This is a genomic window from Cytophagaceae bacterium ABcell3, assembly GCA_030913385.1.
In the GTDB taxonomy this organism is placed as follows: domain Bacteria; phylum Bacteroidota; class Bacteroidia; order Cytophagales; family Cytophagaceae; genus ABcell3.
In genome coordinates this window covers 5,007,102-5,020,738 of sequence record CP133159.1, presented here as the reverse complement: position 1 = coordinate 5,020,738, position 13,637 = coordinate 5,007,102, and the positions used below count along the sequence as shown (strand labels likewise).

Annotated in this window: 11 protein-coding genes; 6 read left to right on the top strand and 5 right to left on the bottom strand. The window is 37.9% G+C overall.

The annotated features are described in order from the left end of the window. Positions 1-68 precede the first annotated feature (68 nt). The 4 genes from RCC89_20640 (at position 69) to RCC89_20625 (ending at position 5,759) form a co-directional block, all read left to right on the top strand. Entirely contained in the window at positions 69-1,982 is a 1,914-nt protein-coding gene (locus tag RCC89_20640) for a sulfatase-like hydrolase/transferase (GenBank protein WMJ75547.1), read from the top strand. A gap of 2 nt (positions 1,983-1,984) precedes the next feature. Continuing rightward, the gene (locus tag RCC89_20635; GenBank protein WMJ75546.1) at positions 1,985-3,901 is read left to right on the top strand and encodes an LTA synthase family protein; all 1,917 of its coding nucleotides are present in this window, start codon (positions 1,985-1,987) and stop codon (positions 3,899-3,901) included. Between the two features lie 230 nt (positions 3,902-4,131). Beyond that, positions 4,132-5,094 carry a methylenetetrahydrofolate reductase gene (locus RCC89_20630; GenBank protein ID WMJ75545.1) on the top strand — a complete coding sequence of 321 codons (963 nt, stop codon included), beginning with the start codon at positions 4,132-4,134 and terminating at the stop codon, positions 5,092-5,094. A 506-nt stretch (positions 5,095-5,600) separates the two neighbouring features. Further along, a complete protein-coding gene (locus RCC89_20625; protein ID WMJ75544.1) occupies positions 5,601-5,759 on the top strand; it encodes a hypothetical protein in 159 nt (52 codons plus the stop codon). A 31-nt stretch (positions 5,760-5,790) separates the two neighbouring features. Here RCC89_20625 and RCC89_20620 read toward each other — a convergent pair whose 3' ends face one another. From RCC89_20620 to RCC89_20600, 5 genes are all read right to left on the bottom strand, one after another. Then, positions 5,791-6,639 carry a hypothetical protein gene (locus tag RCC89_20620; GenBank protein WMJ75543.1) on the bottom strand — a complete coding sequence of 283 codons (849 nt, stop codon included), beginning with the start codon at positions 6,637-6,639 and terminating at the stop codon, positions 5,791-5,793. 14 nt (positions 6,640-6,653) lie between these two features. Then, a complete protein-coding gene (locus tag RCC89_20615) occupies positions 6,654-7,508 on the bottom strand; it encodes a DUF2490 domain-containing protein (GenBank protein WMJ75542.1) in 855 nt (284 codons plus the stop codon). Positions 7,509-7,657: 149 nt separating this feature from the next. Then, on the bottom strand, positions 7,658-8,101 hold the full coding sequence (locus tag RCC89_20610; protein ID WMJ75541.1) for a hypothetical protein: 444 nt from the start codon (positions 8,099-8,101) through the stop codon (positions 7,658-7,660). 219 nt (positions 8,102-8,320) lie between these two features. Then, positions 8,321-10,516: a hypothetical protein gene (locus tag RCC89_20605; protein ID WMJ75540.1), complete on the bottom strand. Its 2,196-nt coding sequence runs from the start codon at positions 10,514-10,516 to the stop codon at positions 8,321-8,323. Positions 10,517-10,911: 395 nt separating this feature from the next. Further along, positions 10,912-11,274, bottom strand: coding sequence for a hypothetical protein (locus RCC89_20600; protein ID WMJ75539.1), 363 nt, complete (start codon positions 11,272-11,274; stop codon positions 10,912-10,914). A gap of 176 nt (positions 11,275-11,450) precedes the next feature. Here RCC89_20600 and RCC89_20595 point away from each other — a divergent pair, with 176 nt between their 5' ends. Both RCC89_20595 and nhaA read left to right on the top strand, forming a co-directional pair. Further along, positions 11,451-11,804: a single-stranded DNA-binding protein gene (locus tag RCC89_20595; GenBank protein WMJ75538.1), complete on the top strand. Its 354-nt coding sequence runs from the start codon at positions 11,451-11,453 to the stop codon at positions 11,802-11,804. Positions 11,805-12,113: 309 nt separating this feature from the next. After that, positions 12,114-13,484 carry a Na+/H+ antiporter NhaA gene (nhaA, locus tag RCC89_20590; GenBank protein WMJ75537.1) on the top strand — a complete coding sequence of 457 codons (1,371 nt, stop codon included), beginning with the start codon at positions 12,114-12,116 and terminating at the stop codon, positions 13,482-13,484. The last annotated feature ends 153 nt before the right edge of the window (positions 13,485-13,637 follow it).

Below are 13,637 nucleotides of genomic sequence, written 5' to 3'. Positions count from 1 at the left end.
CTATAGTTAACTTTAGTTCTTATGTGGTTAGTTGTTAGTGTTTTTTATAAATTTTAAACAGAAGTACTATGCTAAGGTCTACTAGTAGAGCAATCTTAGGTATAACATGCTTTTTTTTATTAGTGCTTGTGGTTATTCGTGGAAATGCACTAAACCATGGTTATTTTGCTATTTTAAAATCACCTGGACTTGCCGGGCGTATTGCTTTTGGAGCTTTTTATGATGTGGCTTTTGCTATAGGGCTTTCTGCCATATTTTTAATATGTTGTTTTTGGTTGAAAAGCAGACCTGGCATTTTAAAGCACATGTCCACTTTATATAGTGCAATAGTTGTTTTGTTGATTTTTGTTGCACTTGTGAATGTGAAAAATATTGCCATGTTGGGAGGACCTTTCAATTATCAATGGCTTTATTATTCCGATTTTTTGGATAACAGCGATAGCAAAAAGGCCATAGCTGCTAACCTTACCAAAAGACTGTTGCTTGACTTTGTGGCCTTTAGTTTATTGACTATTTCATGTGGATTAGTATTAGGTAAAGCGCTAAAGAGGGTTCATGGTTTTCGATATAAAAAGCATGTCTTCGCCGTATTCGCAATTTTAATGGTGGGGTACTTTTTATCCGCAAAATATTATATCAACCGTAGTGATTTTTCTTACAGTCATATTGCCAATCCGGTTATTGCTTTCTCCGAATCCGTAATTAAGGTTTTATCAGACGATCAACCGGACCTTTTTACAATGGACATCCCAAAAGACTTTGAGCCTTTTGACCAGCGAGAATTAGTTCGTAAAACTTCATACAAAGGAGTAGATAATTCTATTGAAAATGTACTTCTTTTTGTTCTAGAATCTGTCCCAGTAGATTATGTGGCAGGTTACCCAGGGAATATCAAAGTAACACCGGTTATTGAGGATAACTTAAGTCGGGGTATGGTTTTTTCTGATATTTATGCACATGTACCGGCAACGAATAATTCACTAGTGTCTATTTTAAGTTCGCTATATCCGATGATTTCTTATAAATCAATTACTCATGAATATCCCAACATTCATTGGCCAGATTTAAGCGCAGAACTGAAAAAAAGGAATTATCATACGAATTTTTTGCATGCTTCTGACAACCGTTTCCAAAAAGTTGATACTTTTTTATCTTACCGTCAGTATGATGAGGTGCATGACTATAAGACCATACCTTGTGAGCGAGATACTTTCATTGGCAGTACAGAGGAGTGGAAGCACCTAGATGGTGTTGATGAGGAGTGTATGGGTGCTGCTTTTATTAAATGGATGGATCAAAGAAAAGATGATGGACCATTTTTTGCCACTTTATGGACCATGCAGACCCATTACCCTTATTTTGTTTCTGGAGAAGAAAAAGATTATCAGGTAGGGGACCCTGTATTTAACCGGTACTTAAATGCTTTAAACCATAGCGATGATGTGCTTGGGAAAATAATTTCAGATCTAGAAAAACGAGAGTTGATGGAGTCAACCTTGATTGTAATTGTAGGTGATCATGGTGAGGCTTTTGGGCAACATGAACAATTTGGACATGCTGTTCATGTTTATGAAGAAAACATTAAAGTTCCTCTTATTTTTATAAACCCTGCATTGTTTAGTGGGCAAACTAAAGAAATTATTGGCGGGCATATAGACATTGCTCCTAGTATTATGGATGTTCTGAACCTAGAACCTCCTAAAGAATGGCAAGGTATAAGCCTATTTAATGAAGAACATCCCAATCGTACCTTTTTCTTTAACCCCTATTCAGGATACCTTTTTGGGTATCGTATTGATAGCCGTAAGGTTATTTACGATGCCGCTCTTGATGAAATAATGGTATTTGACCTTAAGGATGACCCCGAGGAGAAGATCAATATAGCCAAACAGATCCCCGGTTTTGTGGACACAAGCAAGGTGCGTTTGGCGCAATGGGTGCAATATCATTCAAAAACAATGGAAAAAATCTTAGAGGAGTAATTATGAACAAGAACTTGTTGTATAAGATAATAGGAAGCTATGTTTTTTTGCTGTTTGTTCTTCTGCTTATCCGTGGCAAGGTAATGCAGTTGAGCTATTTCTCTTTTTTTACATCACCAAGGTCAGCGCCTTACATTTTGGCGGCTGCCTGGTACGACTGGCTTTTCATTAGTGCGATAACCCTCTTTTTTTTATTATTAGGATATGTGTGGATCCATAAGGTAAAGCGGTTAAAGATGCTTGGCTACACCTATAATGGGCTAGCTGTTTTGGTTATTTTGGCAGCCTTGGTCAATGTGGTCAATGTGCATATGTTAGGTACGCCATTCAACTATCAATGGCTTTATTATTCAGATTTTCTGGGCAATAGTGACAGTAAGCAAGCCATAATGGCCAATGTGAATCTATGGCTGATACTCGAAATTTTATGCTTCAGTGGTTTGGTTATTAGTGGTGGCTGGTTGTTGAAATGGGCTATTGACAAATGGGCCATTTCTAATCTTAAGCTAAGGTCTGTTACTTATGTTTCCATTTTATTGCTTTTTACATATTTTATTGGAGCAAGATATTTCATTGAGCAAAAGGGGCTGAAATATAACCAGACAGCAAATCCTATTGTTGCATTTACAGAATCAGCCATTCATACGATGTATTTTGATCAGCCTGATTTGTATAATATGGAGCTGCCGGATGATTTTGAGCCGTTCCCTAAGCCTGAAATTAACCATAAAGCTAACCTAGACCCCAAGGCATCTCAAATAAAGAATGTATTATTATATGTACTGGAATCTGTTCCCGCTGAATATGTTGCAGGTTATGACCGGGAGTATGAAGTGACACCAAATATCGAAAAGCATTTAAAGCACGCGTTGGTTTTTTCTGATATCTATGCGCATACTCCTACCACCAATAATTCTTTGGTGTCAATATTGGGGTCTATATATCCTTTAATATCATATAAAACCCTGACTGTAGAGTATCCCGATATTAAATGGCCTACTATTAGTTCAGAATTAAAAAGTCACGGATTCCAAACGTCTTTTTTCCATGCTTCCGACAATCGGTTTCAGAAAATGGATGAATACCTTTCCCATAGAAAGTTCGATTTGATAAAGGATTATCAAAACATACCTTGTGATGGCGAAGTAATGGTGGGTAGTACCAAAGAATGGAAATATTTGGATGGGGTTGATGAAGAGTGTATGGCAGATGCTTTTATCAATTGGCTGGATGATGTGGACGCTCCTTTTTTCTCAACTATATGGACTATGCAAACCCATTACCCTTATTTTGCTTCTGGGCCGGAAAAGGATTATATTGGAGACGAAAATCCCGAGCTAAATCGGTATTTGAATGCGTTGAACCACAGCGATGCGGTGTTCGGAAAAGTTTTGGGCGCATTAAAGCAACGTGATTTGATGGATTCAACATTGGTAATAATCCTGGGCGACCATGGCGAAGCTTTTGGCAGGCATGGACAGGTGGGGCATGCGGTTTATGTATATGAGGAAAATGTCAGGATTCCGTTGATTTTTATCAATCCTGTTTTGTATAATGAAAATGTGAAAGAGGTTGTTGGTGGACAAGTAGACTTAGCTCCGACCATAATGGATGTTTTAAACCTGCCTACTCCTTCAGAATGGCAAGGGGGTAGCTTGTTTAATACTAAAAGGGCAAACCGGGCTTATTTTTTCAATCCTCGCTCAAACTATCTGTTTGGTTATAGAACCCCGGAATATAAATTTATTTATGACGCTACTGAAAATAAATCCATGGTGTTTGATCTTGCCAAAGACCCTAAAGAAGCGCATAATATTGCCGACAGTTTGCCTGATTTTGTTGATACTAGCCATAAAAGATTGGCCAGGTGGGTCCAATATCATTCTTCAGTAATGAAAGAGGTTCTGAATGAGAAATAATGTCCCGTTTTTTGGGATTGTAACTTTCTCAGTTTTAAAAACAAATAGTCCATATTACAATTGTTATTATAAAAGGTTTACAATAGCAAAAAGCCTGCGATATATGGTCAGCAACTTTTTGCCAGCTATGGTTAAACGGAGCATCTCACTGGCACATGGTTTCAAAGTGTCGGATCATGTAAGTTTTACATATTAATTTTGTAAATTGCAGTAAAAAAGAAGGGAAGATTATGCTGACATACGGAATTACTCCGCCTAAAGCGAACAATACAGAGGAGAAAGTACAGGAGATTGCAAAAAAACAGATTGACAGGATCAAGAACCTGAACATTGACGCACTTATTATTTACGACATACAGGATGAGTCTGATCGGATTTCAGATGACCGGCCTTACCCATTTTTGCCGACCATGGATCCTAAGAAATATGCCGATTCTTATCTAAATGAAATAAATGTCCCTAAGGTTTTATTTAAGTGCGTTGGCAACTGTTGTCCAAATAAACTTAGTAAGGAGATAAGAGAGGTAAACCAAAAACAACATTATGTTTTTGTAGGGCCTTCGTCCAGCTCTCAAAAGGTTTCTATTACTTTGCCGGAGGCTTATAAGCTTATTCAAAAGTCTGACCTGATTAATTTGGGAGGTATAATGATTCCTGAGAGGCATCAGAAGAAAAATGATGAACATATTAGGGTGAGGGATAAAATAAAAAGTGGGTGTAATTTCTTTATTTCCCAGGCGGTATATCATGCAGAAGCTTCAAAAAACTTTTTGTCGGATTACCATTACTTATGTGAGCATACAGGACTGGAAAAAAAGCCTATTATTTTCACATTGACTTTATGTGGGTCTCCTAAAACCTTGGAATTTCTGAAGTGGTTGGGGGTGTCTATTCCTAAATGGGTTGAGAATGATTTGTTAAATGCGCAAGATATTTTGCAAAAATCTTACGATATCAGCTATCAGATATATAAGGAATTAAGCAGTTTTGCAAAAGACAAGGGAATTCCTGTGGGTTTTAATGTAGAAAGTGTAGCCATTAAGAAAGACGAAATAGAAGCTTCTTTGCAGTTGCTTAACCACATTCACCAAGATTTCCAAAAGCAAAAAGAAATCAAGGGTTTGTTTGAAGAAGTAAATGCCATTAAGGAAGTGTACACAAAAACTGCACTGGATAGAAAACTTATTAAGTAAAAAAAGGAAATACATTTCAAATGAATAAATGGGGTGAGTTTATTATTGCCCCATTTGCTCTTTTAGGAGATCATAAACTAAAAAACTCCCTATTTAGTCATGCCGTATAAGGGGGTGGAATATATGGTTCGCTTTGGGAAATAGTGATGCTTTATATTTTAAAATACTGTTAAACAACAATCTTCTTGCGGTACAAGTATACTAGCCCTATTTTAAATCCATTGGTTATGGCCTTGTTGGTCATGGCCTTGATCCCATTAGCTCTTACAGCTCTTATGGGAGAGGTTTATTCCATTGGGTTTGTTTTCCTGTTATGTTCCCTATTTAGTTTGAGGAAAACTGTAACATTAGACTTAGAAAAACAAGAGGTAATTTTTAGTAGGTCTTACTTTGTCTTTTCTTCCCATAATTGTAAACCCTTATCTGAATTTTCTAAATGCAAACTTGTACACAGGAATAAATCTTGGTTGGTTTATGGCGGTAGAACAAGTGTTAACCCTCTGCAAATGAACAGTCAATATACTGCTCTTGAATTGCATGAAACTATGAGTCAAAAATATGTACGGGTAGCTCAGGGAGATCGAAAAGAAATTCGTGCTTTGACGAAACGGGTATACCAGTACATTTCAAGAGGGGAAAAGATGGCAGTAAAACAGAAGCCCTAAGAAGTAATCTTAGGGCTTTGTAAGAATGTCTTTATTGTTCCACTTTCATTTTGCGGGTTTTTCTACGGTCGAAGCTGTCTTCTTTCCAGTACCCGTGAACCAGAGTATCGCCTCTGGCACTAACTACTGTGCCAAAACCATCTCTTTTGTTTGCTTTCCATTCACCTTTATAGTAGTCACCATTTCTGAAAGTGTAAATACCGGAACCTTCGCGCTTGTCGTTTCTCCAATCACCTTCATAGACCTCTCCATTTTTGAATTTTTGGAAACCTTTGCCGTGACGCTGGTTATTTTTCCATTCTCCTTCATAAATGCTGCCCGTTTCGAAGATGCCCGTGCCCATGCCACTGGCCAAACTGTCTAGGATATAGCCCAAATAATATACTTTGTTCCCGCCGCTGCTTTTAAACTGAAGAAGCGTTTTTCCGTCTATCTCTTTTAACCGCTCTTTAGAATAAGATGCTGTTTGTTTAACATCCTTAAAGCAGTCGACGGTGCAGTCTAGGAGGTCTTCCTGCTGAAGCTCTTCTGGGCTTTTTGCCCCGTATTTTTTTAGTGATTCTGGGCAGTTTTTTAAAAGCGTCAGTAGTTCCTTCTTAACGAAAGCATTTTCTTTTCTACTAATTTCCCTTTTCTGTAATAGGGTACTGTCCCCTGTTTTCTTTGTTAACTTATTGTAAATCTCAAAAGCTTCTTGGTATTTTTTGTCAATAAACAGTTCGTCTGCCTCAGACTTGAGCGTGTATAACGAAAATGCTTCTTTCCGAGGAATAATTTCTCCTGTGTAAGAGGCTTTTGGTGCACGCTGTCCAAGTATGTATGCACCAATTAGAGCTAGGATTATTGTAGGAATCCGATAGTACTTTTTTATAAAATGCATTGTTCTTTAAGTTTTTAATCGGCATATTGAATAGGTCGAGTATACCTTCTGCCAATATAGGTTAACTGGTCAATATTAAGGGCTATCATAATTCCCCTTCCATGATCAAATTCAAAACCTGTAGCTCCGCGGGTACGGAAGCGGTCAAGATACCGGAGTTCAACCCTCATTGCATTAAGGAATCGGTATCCTATCCCGGCATAAACACGGTTTTGGTTAAAAGTGTTCATTACTACATTTCTTCCAATATTTAAACCAATTTCATTGGATACAGCTGCATATATGGTGCCTGGTGTATAAAAGTCTGGTGTGTTGAGCATTACCCTTATTCTATAACGGAAACGAAACCTTGTGAAAAAGCGATAACTTTCGCTGCCTGGTTGATATTGGTTACGAAACTCATACCTATAACGCCAAGTATGCATAATTCGTCCACCTAACATGGGATGATGATGGAAAAATTGGATGGTGGATCGCAGTTCGTGAAAGGTAGGTCGCTCCAAATCTGCCTCTAAAGCAGCATATTCGTTACTGTGAAAATACCCTAACGGACTAACAGATAGTCTTGCATAAGGAGAAAACTGATAGTGTACCCAAGGACGTACGCTCGTACGGAGGTGTCGATCAAATACAGTTCCTGTCCCAAGCTCATTTGAGCGTCTGTGTATGGCATCAAAGCCAATACCGAATTTTGTGTTTTCAATAATTTCCGCTACTTCCAACTTGTTCCATAACAGTGTATGTGGATACACTATTTTCCTGTCTGGTACCTGCGCTTGTACAAAATAAGAAGTTGAAAATGATAAAGCTAAAAAGAGATAAAAAGCTTTGCTGATTTGTGCCAATTTAGATGCCAAGTCTGCTCCCAATTAAATATTTATACTATTTTATTTTGCTAAAATAATTCTAATATATAAAAACTGGAACTTTATCGGCAATTATATATTTAAATGTTAAAAGATATTTTTGAATTTAAAGTATAATATATTGATTATAAGTGTTTTGGTTGAATAATTTTCTAATAACTATGCTCTTTATTTGATAGAGGATTTTTCTCATTTGTGCTTGTTTTTCTAAAGAATATTGAAACTGTAGCACTCACCACCAGCATCCAAGAAGTAGTTACAGAAAACTTTGTCAGGCGATCTGAGGCAAAGTCTCCGTCCAAATGGCCAATGTTTATCGTGAGCCAATAACCTTGGAAGAGGAAATTTGCGAAGACAGCAATAGTGGCACAGGCCATAAAAGCGATTTTGTAATCAAGTAGGTGTTTAATTTCTTTTTTTATTTGAAGTAAAGCAACTGTTAGTATTAAGGTAGTGCCAAAAGTTGTTATAAGCCCTAAGGCGTGTCCAGGTACGGCCTGAAATAGGTGTTCTCTGCTATGGCTGTACACAATCATAAACAATAGTTGTGCTAACACAAATACGCCAATGGTTTTGGAAGGTATATTTTTCATCATATGGTTTATGTATTAGAATTTTAACTTGAGTCTTGCTGCGCAAAAGAAAGTTCTATTGCATATTTCAGGTTTAACATATAACTCAGATTACGCAATAGGGTTTATCTTTTGCGGTGGAAAAAGAATACAGGTTTTGAAAGTGACAAGTACTATGCTCAAGTTTTTTATACGGCACATATGATAAGCTCTTTTCTTTGTTTTCTAAAACTTGGTCGTTATTTACCGGATTTGGCCTAAGAACATTACTTCTCCCAATTTATATGCTTCAGGTGTTAAACTTTTAAATGCGCTGGCGTAGATCTTGGCAAAGTTTTCTTCTGCTGTTTTTTCAGTCTCTGTAGGTTCTTTTAAAAATGCATACTTTGCATCAGCATTCATGCTATTTATAAAATCGTTCAGGTCTTGCCTGTCACATTTAGCGACTATATCTTTTGTGTTCTTTAAGCTTTCTTCATCTGAAGGAGTGCCCAACCGTCGAGCAATGGACCTGAAAATTTTTACAAAGTATCTTTCTCCGATAGTTTTGCCTTTGTGTCTATCAAGTCCTATTTGTAATAATTCCGGAAAAACCCTCTCAGTGCCTCGCTTTGCTAAACCGTTAGCTAAGTGAACAGTAGCTTCGTACTCTTTGTTATTAATCAATAGATTTAATAAATCATCTGTAATGCCCGGTACATCAAAATAAGCTAGTGCTTCTGTAGCCCAACGTGGGTTTTGTTTGGCAGCTTCTAAAACTTTATTATAGATAACTGTATCCTTGAGTTCCGACAATGCATCTCCTTTAATCGCCGATAGGCTTTTGGCAGCAGCACTTATACATTGTCCAGAACCTTCAGTAAGCTGTTTTACCAATTCCGGAATTGCTGATGTAGCTTGTTGTATTCCTAACCCGATAATTGCTTCTCTTCTCAAAGCTTCATAGTTTTTATCAAGCTGTTGTACCAATAGTGGGACGACCCGTTGGTCTTTGTACCATCTTAATGCACATATTATATCGTACATATAGTATTCATCTGCTTCCTTATATGCATCAATGAGATAACTTACAGCAACTTTGCTTTCCTCGGGCATTATGTTATGATAGTGCAGCAGTTCACCAATGGCCTCTAAGAACATCGGAGATTTTTCGTGTAACGTAGGGGAGAGTGATACTGCGATCTTTTTATTCCCCAGTTTTTTAATTATGTCTTTTACAGCCGTTGTGCGTAAATCTAAATCTATTTCAGGGTTGAGGATAATTTTACAAATATCCGGAAGTTTCTCCCTTACTAAATTAACTAAGGCAGGATTCCTTTGAATAGCCAATTGGCATGCTCCATTAATAACATGTACCGGGTGAAAATGAGACAGTGCTGCCTTTTCATATAGCCAGTCACCTTTTTGAGAGTAGTCAATGGTTATCGGGGGCGGTTCCAAAGTTATTTTAACGCTATATTGCTTTTCTTCGAATGTTTTATGCTCAGGCGCTTCAGTGAACAGATAATCGTATAACAGATTCACCAGCTCTGTTCTTAGCAAATGTTGTTCTGGTAATTTTTCAAGCGAAATGGCAACTAAATCCTCATAGTCCTTAATTGCACTTTTGCCATAAGATTTTAGTCCCCATAAACTTATCTCTGCCATTTTATTTACGGGGAGCTCTTCCATGGCGTTTAGCAAACAGTATTTGACATTGCGTCTTTCATCATTGTTGTCGGATTTGTTTTTCCAAGTGTCTATCAATATATCCTCAAATGTATCAGTAAGTTTAGAATGCAGCGTGTTGATCAAAGTTGAAAGTCCGTCAAACTCTTCTATGGACTCATTCATTGTAGTAATTTGATACAAGTACAGCAATGAATCTACTCTAAGTTTATCGGCTTTACTTTCCAATAAAGTACTAATGCTGTCGTCGCCATCGTCAGAAGACCATGTAACTGCACCAGTTGGGATCTCATTATCTATTTTAAGAAGTGTATTGCTTATAAGTTCATAATTTTCGCTGGCAAATATCTCTTTAAGCAACCTTCTGTTCGGTTTTTTCGATTCAACTACTTCCCCAAAGTCTTTATCATTCCAATAACTTTTAAAATCTTCGTCTTCTTTCGCCATTTTACAATAGTCGGTATACTCGTCCAACTGAATCGATTTTTTCAAATTCACCAACATGTCTTTTTTGTTGTTATTAAGCGCTTGGTAACATGCCATATTATAGTAAGCGCTTGCAAACTCTGGATTCAGTTCAATCGACTTTTCCAATATCTCAACAGCCTCTTCTTTTCTATTGGTATTCCATAGTGCTAGGCTCAACCTCTTATAAGCCAAAAAATCATCAGGGGCACTGCCTACTGCTTGCTGGGCATATTCAAGCGCTTTGTCCCACTGTTTGCGGTAGGAGTAAAACAAGGCCCTGTCGAGAAGTTCATGTACTGTCATTATTGTAAAAATTAAAACTCGCCTTACTTTGTGCCAAATGTAGTAAATTATGGCTAAGGTTATAGGATAAACTATTAGGTACTAGTGTTCAACACTACCTCTCCTAGCCTTAATTGTTTATTTAGGTCCCTGCTGAAAAAGTCACAAGTGTGCGTAGCCACAAGGCATGTCTTGTGGCTACGCTAAGCATGGCCTTACATGAAGACGTATTGGCATACTTCGAATGTAAGGCCATAAAGTAAATTGTGCGCTTGTGGCTAGCCCAAAAAAAGGGTTAAAAGCTTCTCAATTTACTGTGCACGGAAAATAAAAAATAACCGATAGACCCTTGCACCTATACCTCCTAATTATACAAATATAAACAGATCAATATTTTGGACGTTTTTCAGCGCGTCCTACTTTACGTATTCTTGTCTAACAACCAGTGTCACTGTTTCATCTTCCAGCTCTAAATATCCTTGGTCATAGCAGAAGTAATAGGCCTTGCCTGAATTTGTCCGGTATATATTGGTAAAGTAGTTAAAGTTAAAGCCCATGGCCATCAGTCTTTCTTTGGACATACGGGCTTTCCCATCTGGATTACATTCTGCTAATATACGTCTGTTTTTTCGAAGTACGCTGTTTACTGTACGCATGAGATGGTTGGCACCTCCATTCTGCCGGTTGTGCCAGGCATTGCGGCAGTAGTCGGAACAGAACTTCTTGTCACTTCTGCCTTGAAAAAATTGCTGACATTCCAGGCATTTTTTTGGTTTCATAACAAGTTGATTTATAGTTAAAAAATCGTTTATAAACGTTTGCAAACATTTATAAACGCTTATAAATGTTTAATAGACGAATAATTTTTCAATGCTTTTCCACTTTTGCATCACAACATTAATCACGGCCGGGATTGTAAAAATAAATTAATCAACTATTTAAAAACAAGATAATTATGGCTAACATTAAAAACAAAGTTTACTTGAATGGTTTTTTAGGCAGAGATCCTGAGATTAAGACATTTTCTAATAACCGCACCATGGCACGGATGTCTATCGGAGTGTCCGAGTCGTACAAAAATTATTCTGGACAATGGATGTCAGATACCAATTGGCATACATTGGTGGCGTGGGGGAAACTTGCAGAGTACGCTGAGAGTAATCTGCATAAGGGGGCAGAAGTTAAGGTGGAAGGGAAGCTGGTTTCCAGGAGCTATGAAGATAATTCAGGAAAGAGAAACTATATTACAGAAGTTGTAGTTTATGACATTGAATTAGTTCCAAGGAAAGAAAAGGCAGAGGCAGAATAATGTTAGTTTAGTGGCGGTGTTTCTTTTGCTCGAAAAACAAGAGTTTTATGCAGGCAAAAATTCGGATCAGAATTTCCGCTCGCACATGTGTCTTTCGGGTTTAAGCCGCCACTCTTTATCTGCTTTCGTTGTTTTAAGTGGGGTAGAAATTGAACATTTTATATGTTTTAATTTTGGGGGTAGATTAAAATTTAGGCTTGGCTTTGCGAAAAAATGGCAAAAAAGGGGAATTTTAATTATCTGTTAACGATATTTGGAACGTTGTTTGTTTAATGAATATTCCACAAAAAAAACAGATAGAAATTATCTATGAAACCTACCGTAATTGAGCGTTATATTGTAGAACCAGTATCGCACTTTATGCACAAGCAAACCTCTACAGGTATTGTGTTGCTTAGTGTTACTATTCTTGCCTTAATTGTTGCCAACTCGCCACTTGCTGAATATTATCATGCACTTTGGCATCAGAAATTTACCATCGGGTTCGAAAATGCCAGATTAGAAAAAGACTTGAGCCACTGGATCAATGACGGTCTTATGGCTATTTTCTTTTTTGTAGTAGGCCTTGAGCTCAAACGAGAAATGATGGCAGGAGAGCTCGCCAAACCTAGAGAAGCCCTTTTGCCTATAGTAGCAGCTATTGGCGGTATGGTAGCACCCGCACTTATTTTTTCTTTGTTGAACGATGGTACACCTTTCAGCAAAGGCTGGGGAATACCTATGGCTACTGATATCGCTTTTGCGCTTGGTATCCTTTTTATCTTGGGGGACAAGGTGCCTGTTGCACTAAAAGTCTTCTTAACGGCTTTAGCTATTGTGGATGACCTTGGTGCTGTACTTGTCGTTGCGTTTTTCTATACCTCTGAAATCTCTTTTGTGAGCCTAGGTTTTGGTGCTCTGTTCTTTGGCTTGCTGATCGGCGCCAATTTGCTTGGAATTAGAAATACTACTTTTTATGGTATTCTGGGGATTGGAGGTCTTTGGCTTGCATTCTTATTGTCAGGGGTGCATGCTACCATTGCGGCAGTACTTGCAGCCTTTACCATCCCTGCAAGTTATAGGATAGACACTTCTGTGTTTTCAAATAAAGTGAAGTCGCTTTTAGGAAAGCTCAACACCCAAATTGATAATAGTACTGCAAACTCCAAGCGTATGTTAAACCATGACGAATTGCATGTGTTGGATAAAGTTACCACGCTTTCTAAAGATGCCCATACGCCACTGCAACGTCTAGAACACGCATTGCACCCGATTGTAGGGTTTGTGATACTTCCAATCTTTGCTTTTTCCAATGCAGGTGTGACTGTTTCAGGTAATTTTATTCAGGACCTTATGAGCCCTTTGGCATTAGGTATTATCCTTGGCCTTAGTCTAGGAAAGCTGTTAGGTATTGCTTTGTTTTGTAAACTTGTTGTTGCGCTAAAATGGACTAAGCTTCCTAAAAATGTGACTTGGATGCATATTTACGGCGTTGCCTTGTTGGCTGGCGTTGGTTTCACCATGTCCCTATTTATTACGGATCTTGCTTTCTTGAATCCGGATACTATTAACCAAGCGAAGATTGGTGTATTAACGGCCTCTACCATTTCAGGTGTGCTCGGCTACCTTATCTTAAGTAAAGCACCACGTAGAAAGAAAGTGGCTGAACAATCTGATGTTTCAGGAGCGGTTCCTGTCTAGGACTGAAATATAAGTTAATGCAAAGGTCTGGTTTCTATTTGAAGCCAGACCTTTTTTATTCTTATTCTGGCAAAAGAGATCATGGGTCTGAGCAATGGAGTATGTAAATAGGGTCTGCTTAGAAATAAAAAATAGCGGCATTAAGAGGATTTT